Origin of the sequence: Pseudomonas sp. JV241A, assembly GCF_900275665.1 — a bacterium.
GTDB lineage: Bacteria > Pseudomonadota > Gammaproteobacteria > Pseudomonadales > Pseudomonadaceae > Aquipseudomonas > Aquipseudomonas wadenswilerensis.
Genome location: NZ_OPYO01000016.1, coordinates 76,528 through 96,977, shown reverse-complemented (window position 1 = coordinate 96,977; position 20,450 = coordinate 76,528). Strand labels below are relative to the sequence as shown.

Sequence of the window (20,450 nt, the reverse complement as noted above, 5' to 3'; positions counted from 1 at the left end):
CCCCTTTTACATTTGACGCCACCGGCCCTCGTGACCCAAGCTCAACCCTTTGCAGCCGCGACACGCTTCGGATTCACCATGTCGAAACAGCGCCAGTACACACTCATCAGCCTGACCTTGCTCATCATCCTCGGCCTGGGTGGCTATTTCTGGCGTGACGACAGCCCTGCTCCCAGCCCGGCCCTCAAGCACAGCTACACCAAGGCTCTGACCATGGCCCATGACGGCCAGCCTGGGGCCGCACGGGTGCTCTACCAGCAATTGGGCCGCGCTGACCTGTCGTCCATCCGCCGCGCCAGCCTGTACGCCGAACTGCCCAATTACCCCTCGCCCCTGGCCCTGAAACTGGCCAACCGCGACCTGCAGCATGAAGACCCGCTGGTGCGCCGTGCCGCCGTCGCCAGCATCCAGGCGATGCTGCCCGGTACCCAGCGCAGCCTGGTGCTCGGCCCGTTGCTCGATGACGAAGAGCAAAGCGTACGCTTTGCCGTGGTCGATGCCCTGCTCGGGCTGAGCGCGGACGATATCGGCCTGTATTACGGACCGCTGCAGGAAGTGCTGGAGCAGTACCAGCAGCTCCTGGCCAAGCGCAGCGACGATGCCAGCGCCCAGTTGCACCTGGCCCAGCTGTACCTGCACGAGAACAGCTATCAGGAGGCCGGGCAAGCACTGGAACGCACCCTGCAACTGGCCCCGGACAATCTCGAAGCGCTGGCCGCCCAGGTCCAGCTGCTGGAGCGCCAGGACCAGACCGACGCCTCACGCCAGGTGTTGGCTAAAGCGCTGCAGAAGCGCCCCGACTCTGCCTTCCTGCAACACGAACTGGGGCGCTGGCTGCTGCGCCACGGCCAGGACGAATACGCCCTGCTGGCCTTCGCCCGGGCCCTGGAACTGGAACCGGACAACCACGACTACCGCTACACCCTGGCCACCAGCCTGCACCAGCTGGAGCAGGTCGATGCCGCGCAAAAGCAGCTGGAAACCATCCTTGCCCGGCAACCGGCCAACCGCAAGGCGCGGGTGCTGCTGATCGAGTACTGGAAAGAAACCGGCCAGTTGCAGAATGTGCAAGTGCTGCTGGCCCAGCTGGAGCAGCAGAACCCGGACGATCCACTGGTGCAGCAAGGCCTTTGAACGCTCCCGACAACCGTCCGCCAACCCGGTTGAACCCCCACGCAACGGCTGTGGTCCAGAGATAGTGCGAGGACAGCAGGCACCGGCGGTGCTTGCCTGAGCGTTATCAAAGGAGACCACCCGTGGGCAACGCGTTAGCCAATGCCGAACGAGCGCTGATTCTGGCGCCGGCCCAGCTCAGCCAGCTGGCCCAGCGCCTGCTCGACAAGGCCGGCATTCAGGCGCTGCAAGCCGCCACCATGGAAGACCTCGGGCTTGCCCTGGAACAGGGCGTAGGCCTGGCGATCATCGCCGACACCTGCCTGGACGGTAGCACCCGCTCGCCCTTGCATCTCTACCTTGGCAAGCAGCCGTTGTGGTCGGACCTGCCCGTGCTGCTGCTGACGGGGCCGCCGATACAAGGTCAAAGCCCGCCGCAAAGCCGACACGCTGCCCTTGGCAACCTGTTCCTGCTGCAATGTCCGTTCGAACCCGACACTCTTCTCGCCCTGACCCACGCCTCGTTGCGCGCGCGGCGCCGACAGTACCAGGCACGTAACCAGAGCCAGGAACTGGAGCGTCAGACGCACCGGGTCGAAGCGCAGCTGCGCCAGTTACGCGAGGAAGAACATTACCTGCGCCAGTCGCAGAAAATGGAAGCCATCGGCCAACTGGCCGGCGGTGTGGCCCACGACTTCAACAACTTGCTGACCGGCATCGGCGGCAGCCTGGAAATGATCGGCAAACGCTTGCAGCAAGGCCGCACCGACACCCTGCCGGCCCTGCTCAGCCTCAGCCAGGAAGCGGTCAAGCGCGCAGCCAGCATGACCCACCGCCTGCTGGCGTTCTCCAGTCGGCAGTCACTGGATGCGCACCCGGTGCAGGTCGCTGCACTGTTGACGGCAGAGCAACTGAAGTCGGTGCTCGGTCCACAGATCAAGCTGCAAGTACGCATCGAGCCCGAGTTATGGGCTGTGGAAGCAGACCCGGTGCAACTGCAGGAAGCACTCGGCAACCTGCTGAGCAATGCCCATGATGCCATGCCCAATGGCGGACGCCTTACCGTCAGCGCCAGTAACCAGCGCCTCGACGGTACCCTGTTTGGTGGTCACTCCCTGGCCGCCGGCGACTATGTGCTGATCAGTCTGCATGACAATGGCTGTGGCATGCCGCAGAGCACCCTGGACCGCGCCTTCGACCCGTTCTTCACCACCAAGCCGATCGGCCAGGGCACGGGCCTGGGGTTGTCGATGGTGTACGGCTTCAGCAAGCAGTCCCAGGGCCACGTGGCCTTGCACAGCCGCATCGGCCACGGCACGCGCGTCGATGTTTACCTGCCACGGCATGCAGCACAACGACTCGAGTCTGAGGTCGAAGTACCGCAGCCTTCCGCCGCTACCGCCAGTCAGAACGTGTTGATTGTCGAAGATGACCCCACCGTTCGCCTGCTGGTGCACCAGGCGCTGGATGAGCAGGGTTACCAGTGCACGGTGGCCGAAGATGCCAATATCGCCCTGGCGATCCTGCAGGCCGGGGAGCCGGTCGACCTGTTGGTCAGCGACGTCGGGTTGCCGGGCATGAACGGCCGCCAGTTGGCAGAGATCGGTCGTCAGTTGCGGCCCCAGCTCAAGGTGCTGTTCATCACCGGCTACGCCGAAACCGCAGTGGCCCGCGGCGGCTTCCTCGACGCTGGCATGCAGATGATCTGCAAGCCTTTCGAATTCGCCCAGTTGACCGACAAGGTCGCGCAGATTCTCGGCAAGGGCAGCCGACCATGAGCCAGATGCAGCCCGACGGCCCCCTCGCCGCGGCACCGGCGGTGCACACGTTGCGGGTGCTGACGGTCAATGCCCACAAGGGTTTCAGCCCGCTGAACCGCCATTACGTATTGCCTGAGCTGCGTGAAGCGGTGCGCAGCGAGGACGCCGATCTGGTGTTCCTCCAGGAAGTGCTCGGCAGCCATCGCCACCACGGCCTGCGCCACCGCAACTGGTCGGATGTGCCGCAATACGAGTTTCTCGCCGACAGCCTCTGGCCGGTGTTCGCCTATGGCCGCAACGCCGTGTATCCGGAAGGCGAACACGGCAATGCGCTGCTGTCCAAGTACCCGATCCTGCGCCATGACAATCTTGACGTCAGCGTCCATGGCAGCGAACAACGTGGCTTGCTGCATGCAGTGCTGGCCTTGCCGGCGGACACCGAACTGCATACGGTCTGCGTGCACCTGGGCCTGGACGAACGTCAGCGCCGGCGGCAATTGCACCTGCTGTGCGAGTTGCTGCACAGCCTGCCCGGCGATGCCCCGGTGATCGTTGCCGGCGACTTCAACGACTGGCGCCAGCGCGCCGACGGGGTGCTGGCCGAGTGCGGGTTACATGAAGTGTTCAGCCAGGCTCATGGCCGCCCGGCGCGCAGTTTTCCGGCGCGCTGGCCGCTGCTGTGCCTGGACCGCATCTACCTGCGCAACGCCCGGGCGCATGCCCCCAAGGTCATGGCCCGCAAACCCTGGACCCACCTTTCCGATCACCTGCCATTGGCAGTGGAGGTGCACCTGTGAACAGCCAGTGGCGACCCGACAACCAGGTTCAACTGCTGATCAATGGCGAGGAATACTTCGACAGCGCCTTTGCCGCCATCGAGCAGGCGCGGGTGGAAATCCTCCTGGAGACCTTCATCATCTATGAGGACAAGGTCGGCAAGCAGTTGCAGCAACTGTTGATCGCTGCCGCCAAGCGCGGAGTGAAAGTCGAAATGCTGGTCGATGGCTACGGCACCGCCGACCTGAGCCTTGATTACCTGCGCGAACTCAGCGAGGCCGGTGTCCATTTGCAAGCCTTCGACCCCAGCCCGAAACGCCTGGGCATGCGCACCAACCTGTTTCGCCGCCTGCACCGCAAGATCCTGGTGGTCGATGGCGAGGTCGGCTTTGTCGGCGGTATCAATTACTGCGCCGATCACCTGGCCGATTTCGGGCCGATGGCCAAACAGGACTACGCCGTGCAGGTGCGCGGGCCGATCGTCGCCGACCTGCAGCGCGCCACCCTTCGCTTGCTGGAACAACAGAGCGTGCTCAGGCCGGGCACCCGGCGCTGGTGGCAACGCCGGGTACCGATCAATCCGGACAGCGAACAGGCCAGCATGACCCTGTGCATTCGCGACAACCAGGACCACCCCAATGACATCGAGCAACACTACCTCAGGGCACTGAGTGCGGCCCGTGAACGTATCACCATCGCCAACGCCTACTTCTTTCCCGGTTACCGGCTACTGCGGGCGATTCGCAATGCCGCCCGTCGGGGCGTCAGGGTCACCCTGGTATTGCAGGGCATGCCCGACATGCCCTGGGTACGGCTGTGCTCACGCTTGCTCTACAACTACCTGATCAGGGACGGCGTGCGCATTTTCGAGTATTGCGAACGGCCGCTGCACGGCAAAGTGGCGCTGGTTGACCGGCACTGGTCGACAGTCGGTTCAAGCAACCTCGACCCCTTGAGCCTGGCCCTGAACCTTGAAGCCAACCTGATCATCCGCGATGAGACCTTCAACACCCGCCTGCACGAACACCTGCAGGAGCTTACCACCCACCGCTGCAAAGCAGTCAGCCTGCAGCGGGCACTGCGCGGCTACTGGTGGCGGGCGCCGCTGATCTTCCTGACCTTTCATTTCATCCGTCATTTCCCGGCCCTGATGGGCTGGCTGCCGGCCCATGTACCGCGCCTGAAACCGCTGTACGAAGGTAGCGAAGCAACAGGCAAGCCGACATGAACCCGCACAGGAAACTCTGGCGTCGCGCCCGCCAGCTGCTGACCCTGGGTTTTTTCATCCTGGTGCCGGTGCTGCTGTTTACCGTGCTGAAAAACCTCGACTGGCAGGAGGTACGGCAAGCGCTGGCCGCCTATCGCTGGAGCACCCTGGGCATGGCCGGCGGGGTGGCGTGGTGCAGCTTTGCCCTGTTCAGCAGCTTCGACCTGCTCGGGCGCCACTACACCGGGCACCACTTGCCGGCGCGTCAGGTGCTGCCGCTGGCGTTCGTGTGCTATGCCTTCAACCTCAACCTGAGCGCCTGGGTCGGTGGCATTGCACTGCGCTACCGGTTGTATACCCGCCTTGGCCTGAAGGTCTCGACCATTACCCGGATCCTCAGCCTGGGGCTATTGACCAACTGGGTGGGCTATTTCGCAGTGGCGGGCAGCTTGTTTGTCTGTGGTCTGCCGAGGTTGCCGGCCGGCATGGAGATCGGCAACACCGGCTTGCGCCTGATCGGTGCCGTGTTGCTGCTGGTGGCCATCGCCTACCTGCTGGCCTGCGCCTTCGCCACACGCCGCACCTGGCGCTTTCGCAAGCACCCGATCACCCTGCCGGGCATCCGCCTGGCTGCGCTGCAAGTGCTGATGGGCGCCTGCAACTGGTCGTTGATGGCGCTGGTGGTGTTCACCCTGTTGCCCAAAGGGGCGGACTACCCGACCGTGCTGGCAGTGCTGATGATCAGCAGCATCGCCGGGGTCATTACCCATATCCCGGCCGGGCTGGGCGTACTGGAAACGGTGTTCCTGACCCTGCTGCAGGGGACTTACGGCAAAGGCACGCTGCTTGCCGCGTTGATTGGCTACCGGGCGATCTACTTTCTGCTGCCGCTGCTGATCGCCACGCTGGTGTATCTGTTGCTCGAACGCCTGGCCAGTCAGCGCAGCGCCGGGGAAAGGTCGAGGAGCACCGGCTGAACCGCTTCAAGCATCTCGTGCACCTGATGCACAAGGTCTTCCAGGGCAAAGGGCTTGGTCATCAGCGCGACACCGGGCTCAAGCACTTGCTCTTCGGTCACCTGCTGTTCTGCGAAACCGGTAATCAACAGCACCTTTTGCTGCGGCTGGATCGTGTGCACGGCGTTGGCCAGCTGTCGGCCGCTGAGGCCACCCGGCAGGCCGATATCGGTGATCAGCAGGTCGACCGTGCCCAACTGGCGAAACTGCTGCAACGCCGCCTTGGCATCGCCCGCCTCGAACACTTCGAAGCCCTCTTCTTCAAGGGCCTCCTTGATCAGCAAGCGCAAGGTACTCTCGTCGTCGACCAGCAGGATGCGTTCACCCTTGGCGCGCGCGTAAGCCTTGCGGGAAGGCTCGCCAGGCGCAGGCTCCGGCAGTTCATCCAGGTAACGTGGCAGGAGTATCTTCACCCGGGTACCCTGCCCGGGACTGGAATCGATCCATACCCGCCCGCCCGACTGACGGACGAACCCGTAGACCATCGACAAACCCAGCCCGGTGCCCTGCCCCACCGGCTTGGTGGTGAAAAACGGGTCGAAAGCCCGCGCGACGATGTCGGCGTTCATGCCATGGCCGTTGTCCTGTACCTGCAGTGAAAAGTAGTCCCCGGGGGCCAGGCCGTCTTCACCTTCGAAGGCCAGTTCATGCCGTTCGTTACCGGTAGTGATGCGCAGGCAACCGCCTGCGCTCATGGCGTCGCGGGCATTGATGCACAGGTTGATCAGGGCGTTTTCCAGCTGATTGGCGTCGATCAGCACCCACCAGGGGGCAGGTTCGACCTGGACCTGCAAATCGATATGAGTACCGACGGTCTGCTGTATCAGCTGCTCGATGTCCAGTACCAGTTGATTGATACAGGCAGGCTTGGGATCGAGCGCCTGGCGCCGGGAAAAAGCCAGCAGTCGATGGGTCAGTGTCGCCGCGCGCTTGGCCGCGCCGCGGGCGGCATCGAGGTAGACGTGCAGGTTTTCCAGGTGCCCTTGGGCAATGCGCCGTTCAAGCAGTTCAAGGCTGCCGCATATGCCGGTCAGCAGGTTGTTGAAGTCATGGGCCATACCGCCGGAAAGCTGCCCGATGGCCTCCATCTTCTGGCTTTGGCGCAGCAGCTCTTCAGCGTGGCGCAATGTTTCTTCGCGTTCGCGCTCCTGGGTGATGTCGTTGCCAACGGCGGTAAAGCCAAGCTCCGAAGGCACCGCGGCCCAGTTTAACCAACGATAATGCCCGTCCTTGTGACGCAAGCGGCTGACCGTATTTTCAGTGCTTTGACCGGCCCGCAGGCGTTCGACCACCGACACGACCTCCTGGTGATCGTCGGCGTGTACCAAGGACATGACCGAGGTTTGCAGCACCTCGTCTTCGTGCCAGCCCAGGACCTGGGTCCAGGCCGGATTGACGGCGCTGATGCGCAAGTCCGGCAAGACAACCAGCATGATATCGCTGGACAACTGCCAGAACCGGTTGCGGTCAGCCGTGCGCTCCTGCACCTGGCGCTCGAAGGTGTTGGTCAGGTGGCGCCACTGCAGCTCGGCTTCGACGCTGGCGGTGGTCTCGATCACCGTGTCGAGGAAACCGGCCACCGCCCCGCGCTCATCACGGATGGGGCTGTAGCAGAACGTGAAGTAAGTCTGTTCCATCGAGCCGTTGCGATTGATCATCAGCGGGAAGTTCTCGATGAAGATCGCCTCGCCCGACAGCGTGCGAAACACCAGGGCACCGATGCTGTCCCACGCCTCGCTCCAGACCTCGTCAAAACCGCGCCCCAGCGCTTCAGGCTTGGCCCCGAGGATCGGCTTGAAGGCATCGTTGTAGATAGTCACCAACTGCGGCCCCCAGACCAGGCATCCGGGGAATTTCGATGCCAGCAGCATGTCCACGGCAATGCGCAATGACGCGGGCCACAGGTGCAAAGGCCCGAGGGCCGTACTGGCCCAGTCATGGTTGCGAACCTTTACACTCATTGATCCTGACATGGGCGAGCTCGGCTAACGGTTGGGGGTCTGAACAATCGGACCTAGACGCCGATATCTTCGTTCCAGAGCTCGGGATGCTCCTGGATAAAATCGCTCATCATCTTGACGCAGTTATCATTGTGCAGCACCTGCACGTCGACACCACGGGCCTTGAGCAGGTCTTCCTCGCCCATGAAGGTCTGGTTTTCGCCAACAATGACGCGCTTGATGCCGTACAGCAGGATCGCCCCGCTGCACATCGGGCACGGCGACAAGGTGGTGTACAGGGTGGCCTCGGCATAGAGGCTGGCGGGCTGGCGCCCGGCGTTTTCCAGGGCGTCCATTTCGCCGTGCAGGATCGCGCTGCCCTGTTGCACGCGGCGGTTATGGCCGCGTCCGATGATTTGGTTGTCGTGCACCAGCACAGAACCGATCGGTATGCCGCCCTCATTACGGCCCTGTTGGGCCTCTTCGATGGCTGCCTGCATGAACGCATCCACGGTTTGGGTCATAGTGCTCATCCGTTGGTCGACTCCCTGTAGCGTTGCGGACTATCTTCGCAGGCTAGCATATCGCCAGCCGGGAATGGCATCCATGCCAGCCGCTACTATGCTGAACAGGTTTCTCCTCTGTGGCCCGGGCAGTCCGGGTCCGTTCCAGTACAGGGAGCGTTGCGATGAGCAAGAAAATACTGGTGGTGCTGACCAATACGGCCAAATACCCGACACTGAAGCGCGCCACGGGTCTGTGGCTGGGTGAAGCGGTGCATTTTGTCGATAAAGTCGAAAAGGCTGGCTACAAGGTCGACTACCTGAGCCCCGGCGGCGGCTACGTACCCATCGACCCGCACAGCCTGCAAATGGCCGCAGATATCGATTGGGAGTGGTACCAGAACAAGGCGTTCATGAACCGCCTGGGCAAGACCCTCAGCCCCGGAGAGGTCAAGGCCCAGGATTACAGCGTCATCTACTATACCGGCGGTCACGGTGTCATCTGGGACTTTCCCGACAACACCGAACTGCAGGACCTGGCCCGGCGCATCTTCGAGGCCGGTGGCGTGGTGGCATCGGTGTGTCATGGCGCGGTCGGCCTGCTCAACATCAAGCTCAGTGACAACACCTTGCTGGTCAAGGACCGCGAAGTCACCGGCTTTTCCGACACTGAAGAGAAACTGGCTGAACTGGACAAGGTCGTACCTTATCTGACCGAAACCGAGCTCAAAGCCCGTGGCGGGCTGTATCTCAAGGCTGAGGAGCCGTGGCTGCCCTTCGCCATTGCCGACCAGAAAGAGGGACGCTTGATCACCGGTCAGAACCCCGCCTCCGCTGGCGTGGTGGCTGACCTGGTAGTGGCCGCGCTGAAAAAGCGTTGAGGCGCTTACCCGGATTGCCGATTGGTACTTCATCTACGGTAAACGTGGCCTACAGCCGCCGCTGATTGCACTCTTTATGCTGGCGAGTATCACCCGACCAGGAAGATCGGGTTCTCGTTCAGCATAGAGGTGCAATCATGGCTCCATCCCGTCTTGCCGGCCGCAGTTTGCTCGAGTTTCTGATAACCCTGCTGATCGGCCTGGCGCCTGTGGCCTGTGGCCTTCTGGTGCTGGCACTGCAGGTTGAGCGCAAGCAGGAAGAAACCGCCAAAGTGTCTGCTGTTGAGGCCGTTTATGCCATTGACCGGGTAATCGATACCCTGCACGGCGCCAGCGGAGCAGTGCTGGGGCTGGCTGGGCGAACGTGCGAGGAGGTCCTGCCTGCCCTGCGTCAGGAAGCCTTCAAGCAACCCAACGTGCGCTCGCTGGTGCTGGTCAGAGAGAACCGAGGCTACTGTAGCTCCCTGCTCGGTAACGTTGACAGGCAGATCGACCCCGGTGAATACCTCAACCAGCGCCTGCGCCTGGATCTGCGCAACGTCGTCACGCCAGACGTTCCCGTATTGCATTACCGCATACAGGAATACCCTTTTGGCGTCATCGCCCTCAACGATGCCCGCAGTTTGCAAGCCGAATTGCTGGGCTTCAAAAACTCCATCGTGCTGGCCCTGCAGTTCGGCTCCGACTACCTCTGGGCAACCGGCAGTGGCATCGAATCACAAATACCCAACCATGCCGAGGACTCGCAGCGCCTGGTCTCCGAGAAATATGGCTACACAGTGCACGCTGGCTACCCGCATGGCCATACCTGGCGAATGATCCGCCAGGCCTCGGCTTCAACCGCGCCGTCATTGCTGCTGGTTGGCATCATTACGGCGGCGGTGGCGTACTGGGGCTTGTTCCGTAGACGCCGCACACCTGCGCCTCCTACCGTTTGAACGCCTGCATAAAAAAGCCCTTCACGGAATCCCGGGGCTATGAGCCTTGGGTTGGGATGTTGAGGCTACGGCTGCGGGCTTATCCATTCGCTGTGGCGCCGCTGCCGGCCCCTTCCGCCCTTACGGCGGGTCCCTTTTGTCTTGGCAAAAGGAACCAAAACCGCTCGCTCCAGCATACGGCCCTACGCTGCGCTCCGGGTTCCTTCGCTACGGTGCCTTCCAGGGGCATCGCGGCCTACGACTTGCTTCGCCAAGTCTACGTCTCGCGACTTCGGCCTGGGCCGAAGGGTGCTACGCACCAGCCCCCTCCAGACACCTACGCTCAGCCTCCTGAAGTCGCGAAATTACGGGCGGCGCCTGCACTGACGTATCTGCGAAAGCAGATTATGGCGGCGCCAAGCTGACGCTGAAGCGAGGACCGACTGCTTCATCTTGATGTTGATCTTGATCTTGATGTTCATGCACGTACTTCCAGGCGCCGCGAAAGGCGACTTCAGGAGGCCGAGCGAAGGTGCCGTAGCGAGGGGACCCGAAGCGCAGCGTAGGGCCGTATGCAGGAGCAAGCGGTTTTGCCTACCTTTTCCCAAGAGAAAAGTAGGCCGCCGTAAGGGCGGAAGGGGCCAGCAGCAGCGCCACAGCGAATGGATAAGCCCGCAGCCTCAACATCCCAACCCAACCGAAGAATCATAGCCTCCGGGATTCCGTGGAGAACCTAAAAAAAAGGCCATTGAGCATACGCCCAATGGCCTTTTCAGTAGCGATGCAGATCAGTCAGTGCTCAGAACACCGCGACGCACCTGGTCTCGCTCGATCGACTCGAACAGGGCCTTGAAGTTGCCTTCACCGAAGCCATCGTCACCCTTGCGCTGGATGAACTCGAAGAACACCGGGCCCATCAGGGTTTCCGAGAAGATCTGCAGCAGCAGGCGCTTGTCACCGGACTCGGAGGAGCCGTCAAGCAGGATGCCACGGGCCTGCAGCTCGCCGACCGGCTCGCCGTGACCCGGCAGACGGCCTTCGAGCATCTCGTAGTAGGTCTCCGGCGGCGCGGTCATGAAACGCATGCCGAGTTTTTTCAGGGCGTCCCAGCTCTCGAGCAGGTTGTCGCTGAGGAAGGCCACGTGCTGGATGCCCTCGCCATTGAACTGCATGAGGAACTCTTCGATCTGCCCGGCACCCTTGGACGATTCCTCGTTCAGCGGGATACGGATCATGCCGTCAGGTGCGGTCATGGCCTTGGAGGTCAGGCCGGTGTACTCACCCTTGATGTCGAAGTAACGGATCTCGCGGAAGTTGAACAGTTTCTCGTAGAAACCGGCCCAGTAGGCCATGCGCCCGCGGTAAACGTTGTGGGTCAGGTGATCGATGATCTTGAGGCCGGCACCGACTGGATGACGATCGACGCCCTCAATGAAGTTGAAGTCGATGTCATAGATCGAGCTGCCTTCTTCAAAACGGTCGATCAGGTACAGCGGCGCACCACCGATACCTTTGATCGCCGGCAGACGCAGCTCCATCGGACCGGTTTCGATTTCCACCGGCTGGGCCCCCAGTTCGAGGGCGCGGGCGTAGGCTTCGTGGGCGTTACGCACACGGAAGGCCATGCCGCATACCGAAGGGCCATGCTCGGCGGCAAAGTACGAAGCGACGCTTTTCGGTTCGTTGTTCAGGATCAGGTTGATACCGCCCTGGCGGTACAGGTGCACGTCCTTGGAACGGTGGGTAGCCACCTTGGTGAAACCCATGATCTGGAAGATCGGTTCCAGGGCGCCCGGGGTCGGCGATGCGAACTCGATGAATTCAAAGCCCATCAGGCCCATCGGGTTTTCAAAGATATCAGCCATGCTCGTTTCCTCATCATCAAAGCGGGTAAATAACGGTTGTTAATTGCTATCGATGTCGAGCAGGCGTGGTGGCGCGCAAGAGATGCCCCTCACACTTCTGGCGAGGTAGTCACCATAGATCAGCTTGAACCCATGACACTTCATATGGACCCATTCTCGGCGGGTTGATTCCCCGAAGGTGGAGAACCTTATTATTGTATGCGTAACGGGATTCTACAGTGCGTAAACCGATTTGTCCGCACTTAAGTTGACGCCCGACGGCCGACGAACGGCTATCCTAGGCGGACAGCCGTTTTCCTTCGCCGCCAGTACAGGTTAGCCGCCATGCCTTTCACGGTAAAACGCCCCGGACGCTGGACCTTGCGTGCCCTGCTGCCCTGGGCCGTCGGCGCGGTACCGGTGCTGTGCGGCCTGGTGATCATGTTCTGGCAAGCCGAGCGCGAGCTTGAGGCTCGCAGCAGCGCCACCGCACAGCAGGTGGTGGCCCAGGTCGAGCTGATCCTGGACAACATCTCCGGCGCGGCGCAGTCGCTGCTGCCGCTGGCCGGGCTGCCGTGCATGGAAGAAAAACTGGCCCTGCGCGACCAGGTCACCCGCCGCTCCTTCGTGCGTTCCACCAACCTGGTTTATCGCAACGAACTGTATTGCAGCTCGCTGTTCGGCCCGTACAGCGAACCGGTCAATGCCAGCGACTACGTCGACGGCAAACTCTGGCTGATGAACGGCAACTCGGTGACCCCGGGCCATCCGTTGCTGGTGTATCGGGTCAGCGAAGGCGAGCGCGGCGCCATCAGTACCGTCGATGGCGACCACCTGCTCACCGCCCTGCGCCTGATCGGCCCGCACACCCGGTTGTTGCTGCAGGTGGGCCGTTACTGGATGGGCAAGGACGGCGTGGTGCATGAAGGTATCGCCCCCGCCGCCGCGGTGGCGCCGGTGCGGCTCACCTCCAGCCACTACCCTTTCTCGATCCACAGCGGTTATGAAGCGGGCAAGGTCGGCCAGGTGATGCGCGATGAATACCCTGCCCTGTTCGGCTTGCTGGTGTTTCTCGGGGTGATTGCCGGCGCCGTGTGCCGCTGGATGCTGCGTCGCGCCAGTTCGCCACGGGCCGAGTTGCAGCGGGCCATGGAAGCCAACGAATTTTTGCCGTACTTCCAGCCGGTGGTACGCAAGGGCGACTATCGCTGGGCCGGCGCCGAAGTGCTGATGCGCTGGCAGCACCCACGCGAAGGCCTGGTACGCCCCGACCTGTTCATCCCCTACGCCGAGCACAGCGGCCAGATCGTGCCGATGACGCGCATCCTCATGCGCCGCACCGCCGAGCTGCTGGCACCCCATGCCGCGCTGATGGAGGATGGCTTTCATGTCGGCATCAACATCACCGCCGATCATTGCCAGGACCTGGCCCTGTACGACGACTGCCGGGACTTTCTCGCCGCCTTCCCGCCCGGGCGCGTGCTGCTGACCCTGGAACTGACCGAACGCAAGCTGATCGCCCCCAGCGAAGTCACCCAGGACCTGTTCGCCAAGCTGCACGAACTGGGGGTAATGATTGCCATCGACGACTTCGGCACCGGCCAGTCCAGCCTCAGCTACCTGCGCCAGTTCAAGGTCGACTACCTGAAGATCGACCAGAGCTTCGTCGCCCTGATCGGGGTCGATGCCCTGTCATTGCATATTCTCGACAGCATCATCGAACTGTCGGCCAAGCTTGAACTGGGCATCGTCGCAGAAGGCGTCGAAAACGAAACCCAGCGCGATTACCTGGCGCACCACAATGTCGATTTCCAGCAGGGTTACCTGTTCGCCCGGCCCATGCCGATCGAGGGTTTTGTCGCCGCCCTGGCGGCCCAGGCCGAACCCGCGTCGCAGGTGGCGGAGGTTGCCGGTTAGGCCTGCGGCCTGAGATCATCGCGGGTTACCCGCTCTGTTTTCTTCTGCAACCGAGGCATTTGTGTCAAAAGGCATCATTACATCGGTCACGGCGTCGTTCCTGTTTGCCGTGATGTACTACTACACCTCGCTGCTCACCCCGCTCGACGGCGAGGAGGTGTTCGGCTGGCGCATGCTCCTGACCCTGCCGTGCGTCACCCTGTTCATGCTGTTTACCCGCGACTGGCCGCTGGTCACCGGCTTGCTCGCACGGGTGCGGCGCACACCGCTGCTGTTGCTCGGCCTGCTGGGGACTTCGTCGCTGATGGGCGTGCAGCTCTGGCTGTTCCTCTGGGCGCCGTTGCACGGGCGCAGCCTGGAAGTATCGCTGGGCTATTTCCTCTTGCCGCTGACCATGGTTCTGACCGGCCGCCTGATCTATGGAGAACGCCTGTCGCGACTGCAGAAAGTGGCGGTGGCCTGTGCGATCACCGGCGTCGGTCATGAGCTTTACCAACATGGCAGTTTTGCCTGGGAAACCCTGTTGGTGGCCGGTGGCTATCCGTTGTACTTCGTGCTGCGGCGCAAATGTGGCACTGACCATCTTGGCGGGCTGTGGGCCGACATGTGCCTGCTGCTGCCAGCGGCGCTGTACTTTGTCATCCAGGGCCCGCTGTCGGCCCAGGACCTGGCCGAACATCCGGGGTTGTACGGCCTGATTCCACTGCTTGGGGTGATCAGCGCACTGGCGCTGATCTGTTATGTACTGGCCAGCCGCCTGCTGGCCTTCAGCCTGTTCGGCCTGCTCAGCTATGTCGAACCGGTGCTGCTGGTGGCCGTGGCCCTGCTCCTGGGCGAGACCATCGGCCCCGACCAGTGGCTGACTTACCTGCCGATCTGGCTGGCGGTGCTGGTGCTGATCGCTGAAGGCGTCAGGCACCTGCTGCGTCAACGGCGGCGCTCGGTGTAAGGCGCACCTGGCGCACCCGTCTTTCCTCCACCGCGACCACAGTCATCTTCCAGTTGTCCCACACCAGGCTGTCGCCGACCATCGGCAAGCGGTCAAGCAGGCTCATGACCAGGCCGGCGAGGGTCTGGTAGTCCTCCGTGGGCTTGGCGGCAAAACCGGTGCGCGCCTGGATCTGGCTGAGGTTCAGGGCGCCGCTGACGACAAAGCCCTGCTCGTCTTCGACGATCCCCGGCCCCTCCACTTCACTGGCATCGGGCAATTCACCGGCGATGGACTCGAGGATATCGGTCATGGTCAGCACCCCGGTGAAATCACCGAACTCGTTGACCACGAAGGCAATGTGCGTCGACTGGCCGCGCATCTGTTCCAGGGCGTTGAGGATGCTGAAACTCTCCAGCAGGTTCAGCGGCGCCCGGGCGAGGCTCTCCAGGTCCGGCTGATTACCGGCCAACAACTCCTTGAGCAGTTCCTTCTTGTGCACGAAGCCCAAGGGTTCTTCGATGCGGCCGTCACGAATCAGCGGCAGGCGCGAGTAGGACGAATGCATCAGCGCGGTACGAATTGCTTCAGCCGGCTGCGCCAGGTCGATGGTATCGACCTTGGCACGTACCGTCATCACGGTCTTGACCGGCCGCTCGGCCAGGTTCAGTACGCCGCTGATCATCACCCGCTCGCGGCGGTCGAACAGCACCTGCTCTTCGCCACCCTCGACCAGATCGGCAATCTCCTCGCCGACGTCGTCGGCCTCGACCCGGCGCCCGCCCAGCAGGCGCATTACCGCGTGGGCGGTGCGTTCGCGCAGCGGACGGTGTTGCTGCAGGCTCCGCTTGCGGCGGGCACGGGCCAGCTGGTTGAACAGCTCGATGAGGATCGAGAAACCGATGGCGGCATACAGGTAGCCTTTCGGAATATGGAAGCCCAGGCCCTCGGCGGTGAGGCTGAAGCCGATCATCATCAAGAAACCCAGGCACAGCATGATCACCGTCGGGTGATTGTTGACGAAACGGGTCAACGGCTTGCTGGCAACGATCATGATGCCGATGGAGAAGATCACGGCGATCATCATGATCGACAATTCTTCGACCATACCCACGGCGGTGATGACCGCGTCCAGGGAGAACACCGCATCAAGCACCACGATCTGCGCGACGATCGGCCAGAACGCGGCGTGACGCACGCTGCCGGTGTTTTGCGCAACGTGGCCTTCCAGGCGCTCGTGCAGTTCCATGGTCGCCTTGAACAACAGGAACACACCACCGAACAGCATGATCAGGTCGCGTCCGGAGAAGCTCTTGTCGAACACCTCGAACAGCGGCGCAGTGAGGGTCACCATCCACGAGATACTGGCCAGCAGGCCCAGGCGCATGATCAGCGCCAGCGACAGGCCGATCACCCGCGCACGGTCGCGCTGATGGGGCGGCAGTTTATCGGCGAGGATGGCGATGAACACCAGGTTATCGATACCCAGTACCAGTTCCAGCACAATCAGCGTGGCAAGGCCCAGCCAGGCCGTGGGGTCGGCTAGCCATTCCATGGGCGATCACTCATGTGCGAGAACGGACGGAAAACGTCACAAAGACGGGAGAATGGCCGGGACGGCCGGGTACTGGGAGGCTCCGAGAACGAAGTCATATCAACCTGAAATCAATTGGGGATGTGATCCTACAATTGCAGCAGGCTTTTCTCACAGCATGAAACTATTTCAAATTCTGTAAATCGCAGGGCAAGCCCGCTCCTGCCGGTGAGCGGTGAGCGTATTGCCTGTGTTGGGTAATTTTCTTCAATACCCGAGGGTTTGCCGAGCCGTAGGCTGTGCCGGTCTCCCCTGTTCTGGATGAACTTCCCATGAGCCTGATGCTATCAATGGCCGCCTTTGCGCTGGCCGCTTCTATCTCACCCGGCCCGGTCAATATCGTCGCCCTGGGCGCCGGTGCCCGCCACGGCCTGCGCGCCAGCCTGCGGCATGTCACCGGAGCAACAGTGGGTTTTACCCTGCTGCTGTTGCTGATTGGCCTCGGTCTGCACCAACTGCTGCGCTACTGGCCGGCCCTGACCCAGGTACTGCACTGGGCAGGCGTGCTGTTTTTGCTGTACATGGCCTGGAAACTGGCCTGGGACAATGGCCAACTGGGTTCGGCCAGCCACGAGGCCGCACCTTCGATGCTTGCCGGCGCCACCCTGCAGTGGCTCAACCCGAAAGCCTGGCTGGCCTGCGTGGCCGGGATTGGCGCCTATGTCGGCGATGGGGAAACCCGGCTGTTATGGCAATTCAGCGCTGTCTATTTCGTCATCTGCTACCTGTCGATCGCCACCTGGGCCTGGGCTGGCAGCGTGATCAGTCAATACCTCAACAATCCGCAGCGCATGCGCCTGTTCAACCGCAGCCTGGCAATGCTGCTGGTGGCCAGCGCCCTGTACCTGCTACTGGGCTGAACGGTAATGCCCCGGCGTCGCCGCCAGGTGGCGTTTGAAGGCGCGCTGCAAATGCGCCTGATCGGCAAAACCGGCCTCCATGGCGACCTCGGCGATCTGCCGGCCGCGCCGCAACTGAGCGCGGGCGTATTGCACGCGCTGGTCGAGCAGGTAACCATGGGGCGTCAGGCCAAACTGCTGCTTGAACGCCCGGATGAGGTAGGACGTAGACAGCCCGGCAGCCTGGCTGATGTCCTCCAGGCGCAATGGCTCGGTGCAATGGCCGCGAATGAATGCCGCAGCCGCCAGCAGCCGCTGATCAGCCTTGGTCGCCGGTTGTTCACCAGCCCCCAGGCGCTGGCTCAATCCGCGGAAAAACACCCGTAAGGCTGCCTCTTTGCCAGCGGCCGGTTGCTGCTCATCCAGCAGCAGATGGAACAACTGCCGCAGATCGTCGAACAGCGCCGCCGACGTGCTGCTGATCGCCGTTGGCGCTGAGAACCCGAGGGCCTGCAACCAGGACCAGTCGACATACAGCATCAGGTAGGACCAGGGCTCACCGTCGATGGGATTGCAGGTATGCACCACCCCTGGGTTCATCAGCACCACGGTACCGGCGGCCACGTTCTGATGGCTGTCGCCACTGAGGTAGGTACTGCGCCCCGCCGTGATTGCGCCAATCGAAAAACTCTCGTGCGAATGCGCCGCGTAGCAGACCTTGCGGCCATCGGCGACGCTGCGCGCCTCGATGAAAGGCAGCGCCGGGTCACGCCAGAATCGGGAGTTTGCGCGCATTGGCATCAGCCCTCGGCGTCGTGCACCACCACCAGCAACTGGGCCTGTACTTCACCCAGCGAGCGCAGGCGGTGTGGGGTCTGAGCGTTGAAATACAGCGCATCCCCACGTTCGAGGATCACCCGCTCGTTCATGAAGTCGACCTCTACCTGCCCCTCATGGACGAACAGGAACTCCTCGCCCAGGTGCTCCTTGAACGAAGCATCGCTGAACTCGGGCGGCGGGCTGATGATGAAGGGCAACAGGCTGCGGCTGCCGATCTGCTTGGTCAGCACCGTATAACCTGGCCCCGGCCCCGCTACCGCCTGACGTTCGTGGTTGCGCACTAGGCTGTAGCGGGCCTGGCCTGGCTGGTCTTCGGCAAACAGCTCCTCGACATTGACGTTCAAGGCACGCGCCAGCTTCAACGCAGCCGCTATCGACGGGGTGTTCAGCCCGCGCTCGACCTTGGACAGGTAACTCTTGGTCATGCCCGACATCTCAGCCAGCGTATCCAGGGTAATACCCAGTTTTTTTCTCAACAATTTCAATCGGATAGACATGTGACGCGATTTTCCCAATGCCATGGGCAAGTTTTTTCTTGCTAATGACACTTTGTGTCATATAGCCTTGATTGTGTCATGAGATTGACCACCCCGTCACCTTCCAAGCAACCGGGGTGGGCCAGCCGTGACAATCCATCACGCCACCGAGGATAGCCCCATGACCAAGACAATGGCACTCCCCAAGGACCAACTGATCCAGAAGGCCCTTAAGCAGATGCAAGGCTCGCTTGCCGATAATACGTGGACTGTGCGCGAAAAGCTGGCATTGACCTGCCGGATTCTGTTCGACAACGGCCACGACTCCGGCCTTGCCGGGCAAATCAGCGCCCGCGGTCCGCAACCGGGCACCTTCTACACCCAGCAACTGGGCCTGGGATTCGACGAAATCACTGCCAGCAACCTGTTGCTGGTCAACGAAGACCTGGAAGTGCTCGAAGGACACGGCATGCCCAACCCGGCCAACCGCTTCCACAGCTGGGTGTACCGCGCGCGGCCGGATGTGAACTGCATCATCCACACCCACCCGACCCACGTCGCCGCCCTGTCGATGCTCGAAGTGCCGCTTGAGGTGTCGCACATGGACCTCTGCCCGCTGTACGACGATTGCGCGTTTCTCGAAGCCTGGCCCGGCGTGCCGGTGGGCAACGAAGAAGGCGAGATCATCAGTGCAGCCCTGGGCGACAAGCGCGCCATCCTGCTCTCGCACCACGGCCAGTTGTCGACCGGCGCCAGCATCGAGGAAGCCTGCGTGATTGCCCAGTTGATCGAGCGCGCCGCCAAACTGCAACTGCTGGCCATGGCCGCCGGCAGCATCAAGCCGATTGCCCCTGAGCTGGGCCGTGAAGCCCATGACTGGATCTCCCGGCCCAAACGCCACAGCGCTGCCTTTAACTACTATGCGCGCCAGTGCCTGCGGGTGCATGGCGACTGCCTGAACTGATCCGAGCTTTTTTACTTACCTTGCGGAGTAGATTTCATGTCCAAGACTTTTCACGGCATCATCGGCTACACCATCACCCCGTTCAGTGCCGACGGCGAGCAGCTTGACCTCGACGCCCTCGGCCGCTCGATCGACCGCCTGATCGACGGCGGCGTGCATGCCATCGCCCCCCTCGGCAGCACCGGCGAAGGCGCCTACCTGAGCGACCTGGAATGGCAACAGGTGGCCGCGTTCAGCCTGCGCCACATTGCCGGGCGGGTACCGACCATCGTCAGCGTCTCCGACCTGACCACCGCCGGCGCCATTCGCCGTGCGCGCTTTGCCCAGGAACACGGCGCCGATGCGGTGATGGTGCTGCCGGCGGCCTACTGGAAGCTCACCGAAGCGGAGATTTTCGAGCACTACCGAGCGATTGGCGCCAGCATCAAGCTGCCGATCATGCTCTACAACAACCCGGCCACCAGCGGTACCGACATGTCGGTGGAGCTGATCCTGCGCATCGTGCGCGAGGTCGAGAACGTCACCATGGTCAAGGAGAGCACCGGCGACATCCAGCGCATGCACAAGCTGCAGTTGCTCGGCGAGGGCAAGGTACCGTTCTACAACGGTTGCAACCCGTTGGCCCTGGAGGCATTCGTGGCCGGCGCCAGCGGCTGGTGCACCGCCGCACCGAACCTGATCCCCACGCTGAACCAGCAGCTGTACCAGGCCGTGCAGGCCAACGACCTGAACGCGGCCAAGGCGGTGTTCTACCGTCAACTGCCACTGTTGGAGTTCATCCTCAAGGGTGGCCTGCCGGCAACCATCAAGGCCGGGCTGGGCATGACCGGCTTGCCGGTGGGTGAACCGCGGCGGCCGGTATTCGCCCTCGACACTGCAGGCCAGGCGCGCTTGCAGCAGTTGCTCAAGCAAATGCCGTAGCGGCGCTGCAGCA

Annotated in this window: 18 protein-coding genes; 12 read left to right on the top strand and 6 right to left on the bottom strand. The window is 62.4% G+C overall.

Annotated features, from left to right (window positions below):
• Nucleotides 1-78 precede the first annotated feature (78 nt).
• The 5 genes from JV241A_RS10845 (at nt 79) to JV241A_RS10825 (ending at nt 5,834) form a co-directional block, all read left to right on the top strand.
• Nucleotides 79-1,134 (top strand): tetratricopeptide repeat protein, encoded by a 1,056-nt coding sequence (locus JV241A_RS10845; protein WP_134062422.1) that lies wholly within the window; start codon nt 79-81, stop codon nt 1,132-1,134.
• 122 nt (nt 1,135-1,256) lie between these two features.
• Nucleotides 1,257-2,891, top strand: coding sequence for an ATP-binding protein (locus JV241A_RS10840; RefSeq protein ID WP_134062420.1), 1,635 nt, complete (start codon nt 1,257-1,259; stop codon nt 2,889-2,891).
• A gap of 5 nt (nt 2,892-2,896) precedes the next feature.
• Entirely contained in the window at nt 2,897-3,670 is a 774-nt protein-coding gene (locus tag JV241A_RS10835) for an endonuclease/exonuclease/phosphatase family protein (RefSeq protein WP_115087097.1), read from the top strand.
• Nucleotides 3,667-4,878: a cardiolipin synthase ClsB gene (gene clsB, locus JV241A_RS10830; RefSeq protein WP_134062418.1), complete on the top strand. Its 1,212-nt coding sequence runs from the start codon at nt 3,667-3,669 to the stop codon at nt 4,876-4,878. Before JV241A_RS10835 ends, clsB begins: the two co-directional genes overlap by 4 nt.
• Nucleotides 4,875-5,834: a lysylphosphatidylglycerol synthase domain-containing protein gene (locus JV241A_RS10825; RefSeq protein ID WP_134062416.1), complete on the top strand. Its 960-nt coding sequence runs from the start codon at nt 4,875-4,877 to the stop codon at nt 5,832-5,834. Before clsB ends, JV241A_RS10825 begins: the two co-directional genes overlap by 4 nt.
• Here JV241A_RS10825 and JV241A_RS10820 read toward each other — a convergent pair.
• Together JV241A_RS10820 and JV241A_RS10815 are read right to left on the bottom strand one after the other, a co-directional pair.
• Nucleotides 5,795-7,834, bottom strand: a complete 2,040-nt coding sequence (locus JV241A_RS10820) for a PAS domain-containing sensor histidine kinase (protein ID WP_134062414.1) — start codon at nt 7,832-7,834, stop codon at nt 5,795-5,797. The genes JV241A_RS10825 and JV241A_RS10820 overlap by 40 nt on opposite strands.
• A gap of 53 nt (nt 7,835-7,887) precedes the next feature.
• On the bottom strand, nt 7,888-8,325 hold the full coding sequence (locus JV241A_RS10815) for a nucleoside deaminase (protein ID WP_134062508.1): 438 nt from the start codon (nt 8,323-8,325) through the stop codon (nt 7,888-7,890).
• Nucleotides 8,326-8,501: 176 nt separating this feature from the next.
• Here JV241A_RS10815 and JV241A_RS10810 point away from each other — a divergent pair, with 176 nt between their 5' ends.
• Together JV241A_RS10810 and JV241A_RS10805 are read left to right on the top strand one after the other, a co-directional pair.
• A complete protein-coding gene (locus JV241A_RS10810; RefSeq protein ID WP_115086423.1) occupies nt 8,502-9,197 on the top strand; it encodes a type 1 glutamine amidotransferase domain-containing protein in 696 nt (231 codons plus the stop codon).
• A 137-nt stretch (nt 9,198-9,334) separates the two neighbouring features.
• Entirely contained in the window at nt 9,335-10,135 is an 801-nt protein-coding gene (locus JV241A_RS10805) for a CSS-motif domain-containing protein (protein ID WP_134062412.1), read from the top strand.
• A gap of 767 nt (nt 10,136-10,902) precedes the next feature.
• Here JV241A_RS10805 and hppD read toward each other — a convergent pair.
• Nucleotides 10,903-11,979 (bottom strand): 4-hydroxyphenylpyruvate dioxygenase, encoded by a 1,077-nt coding sequence (gene hppD / locus JV241A_RS10800; RefSeq protein WP_115086421.1) that lies wholly within the window; start codon nt 11,977-11,979, stop codon nt 10,903-10,905.
• A 324-nt stretch (nt 11,980-12,303) separates the two neighbouring features.
• On the opposite strand from hppD, the gene JV241A_RS10795 reads away from it, so the two are divergent.
• Together JV241A_RS10795 and rarD are read left to right on the top strand one after the other, a co-directional pair.
• Complete coding sequence (locus JV241A_RS10795) at nt 12,304-13,875, top strand: EAL domain-containing protein (protein ID WP_134062410.1); 1,572 nt, start codon at nt 12,304-12,306, stop codon at nt 13,873-13,875.
• Between the two features lie 61 nt (nt 13,876-13,936).
• Complete coding sequence (gene rarD / locus JV241A_RS10790; protein ID WP_115086419.1) at nt 13,937-14,824, top strand: EamA family transporter RarD; 888 nt, start codon at nt 13,937-13,939, stop codon at nt 14,822-14,824.
• Here rarD and JV241A_RS10785 read toward each other — a convergent pair.
• Nucleotides 14,787-16,358, bottom strand: coding sequence for a TerC family protein (locus tag JV241A_RS10785; protein WP_115086418.1), 1,572 nt, complete (start codon nt 16,356-16,358; stop codon nt 14,787-14,789). The two genes, rarD and JV241A_RS10785, sit on opposite strands and share 38 nt — an antisense overlap.
• Before the next feature lie 311 nt (nt 16,359-16,669).
• Between JV241A_RS10785 and JV241A_RS10780 the strand changes: the two genes are divergently transcribed.
• On the top strand, nt 16,670-17,257 hold the full coding sequence (locus tag JV241A_RS10780; RefSeq protein ID WP_134062408.1) for a LysE family translocator: 588 nt from the start codon (nt 16,670-16,672) through the stop codon (nt 17,255-17,257).
• Here JV241A_RS10780 and JV241A_RS10775 read toward each other — a convergent pair.
• Both JV241A_RS10775 and JV241A_RS10770 read right to left on the bottom strand, forming a co-directional pair.
• Nucleotides 17,246-18,031, bottom strand: a complete 786-nt coding sequence (locus tag JV241A_RS10775; protein WP_134062406.1) for an AraC family transcriptional regulator — start codon at nt 18,029-18,031, stop codon at nt 17,246-17,248. The two genes, JV241A_RS10780 and JV241A_RS10775, sit on opposite strands and share 12 nt — an antisense overlap.
• Before the next feature lie 5 nt (nt 18,032-18,036).
• Nucleotides 18,037-18,573 carry an XRE family transcriptional regulator gene (locus JV241A_RS10770; protein WP_134062404.1) on the bottom strand — a complete coding sequence of 179 codons (537 nt, stop codon included), beginning with the start codon at nt 18,571-18,573 and terminating at the stop codon, nt 18,037-18,039.
• 160 nt (nt 18,574-18,733) lie between these two features.
• Here JV241A_RS10770 and JV241A_RS10765 point away from each other — a divergent pair, with 160 nt between their 5' ends.
• Both JV241A_RS10765 and JV241A_RS10760 read left to right on the top strand, forming a co-directional pair.
• Nucleotides 18,734-19,516: an aldolase gene (locus JV241A_RS10765; RefSeq protein ID WP_134062402.1), complete on the top strand. Its 783-nt coding sequence runs from the start codon at nt 18,734-18,736 to the stop codon at nt 19,514-19,516.
• Between the two features lie 36 nt (nt 19,517-19,552).
• The gene (locus tag JV241A_RS10760; protein WP_115086413.1) at nt 19,553-20,437 is read left to right on the top strand and encodes a dihydrodipicolinate synthase family protein; all 885 of its coding nucleotides are present in this window, start codon (nt 19,553-19,555) and stop codon (nt 20,435-20,437) included.
• Nucleotides 20,438-20,450 lie beyond the last annotated feature (13 nt).

What these genes read in the sequence shown, in the direction of transcription:
- JV241A_RS10845 (WP_134062422.1), top strand. Translation starts at nt 79, where the DNA reads ATGTCGAAACAGCGCCAGTACACACTCATCAGCCTGACCTTGCTCATC.
- JV241A_RS10835 (WP_115087097.1), top strand. Translation starts at nt 2,897, where the DNA reads ATGCAGCCCGACGGCCCCCTCGCCGCGGCACCGGCGGTGCACACGTTG.
- JV241A_RS10825 (WP_134062416.1), top strand. Translation starts at nt 4,875, where the DNA reads ATGAACCCGCACAGGAAACTCTGGCGTCGCGCCCGCCAGCTGCTGACC.
- JV241A_RS10820 (WP_134062414.1), bottom strand. Translation starts at nt 7,834, where the DNA reads ATGAGTGTAAAGGTTCGCAACCATGACTGGGCCAGTACGGCCCTCGGG.
- JV241A_RS10810 (WP_115086423.1), top strand. Translation starts at nt 8,502, where the DNA reads ATGAGCAAGAAAATACTGGTGGTGCTGACCAATACGGCCAAATACCCG.
- JV241A_RS10805 (WP_134062412.1), top strand. Translation starts at nt 9,335, where the DNA reads ATGGCTCCATCCCGTCTTGCCGGCCGCAGTTTGCTCGAGTTTCTGATA.
- hppD (WP_115086421.1), bottom strand. Translation starts at nt 11,979, where the DNA reads ATGGCTGATATCTTTGAAAACCCGATGGGCCTGATGGGCTTTGAATTC.
- JV241A_RS10795 (WP_134062410.1), top strand. Translation starts at nt 12,304, where the DNA reads ATGCCTTTCACGGTAAAACGCCCCGGACGCTGGACCTTGCGTGCCCTG.
- JV241A_RS10785 (WP_115086418.1), bottom strand. Translation starts at nt 16,358, where the DNA reads ATGGAATGGCTAGCCGACCCCACGGCCTGGCTGGGCCTTGCCACGCTG.
- JV241A_RS10780 (WP_134062408.1), top strand. Translation starts at nt 16,670, where the DNA reads ATGAGCCTGATGCTATCAATGGCCGCCTTTGCGCTGGCCGCTTCTATC.
- JV241A_RS10775 (WP_134062406.1), bottom strand. Translation starts at nt 18,031, where the DNA reads ATGCGCGCAAACTCCCGATTCTGGCGTGACCCGGCGCTGCCTTTCATC.
- JV241A_RS10770 (WP_134062404.1), bottom strand. Translation starts at nt 18,573, where the DNA reads ATGTCTATCCGATTGAAATTGTTGAGAAAAAAACTGGGTATTACCCTG.
- JV241A_RS10765 (WP_134062402.1), top strand. Translation starts at nt 18,734, where the DNA reads ATGACCAAGACAATGGCACTCCCCAAGGACCAACTGATCCAGAAGGCC.
- JV241A_RS10760 (WP_115086413.1), top strand. Translation starts at nt 19,553, where the DNA reads ATGTCCAAGACTTTTCACGGCATCATCGGCTACACCATCACCCCGTTC.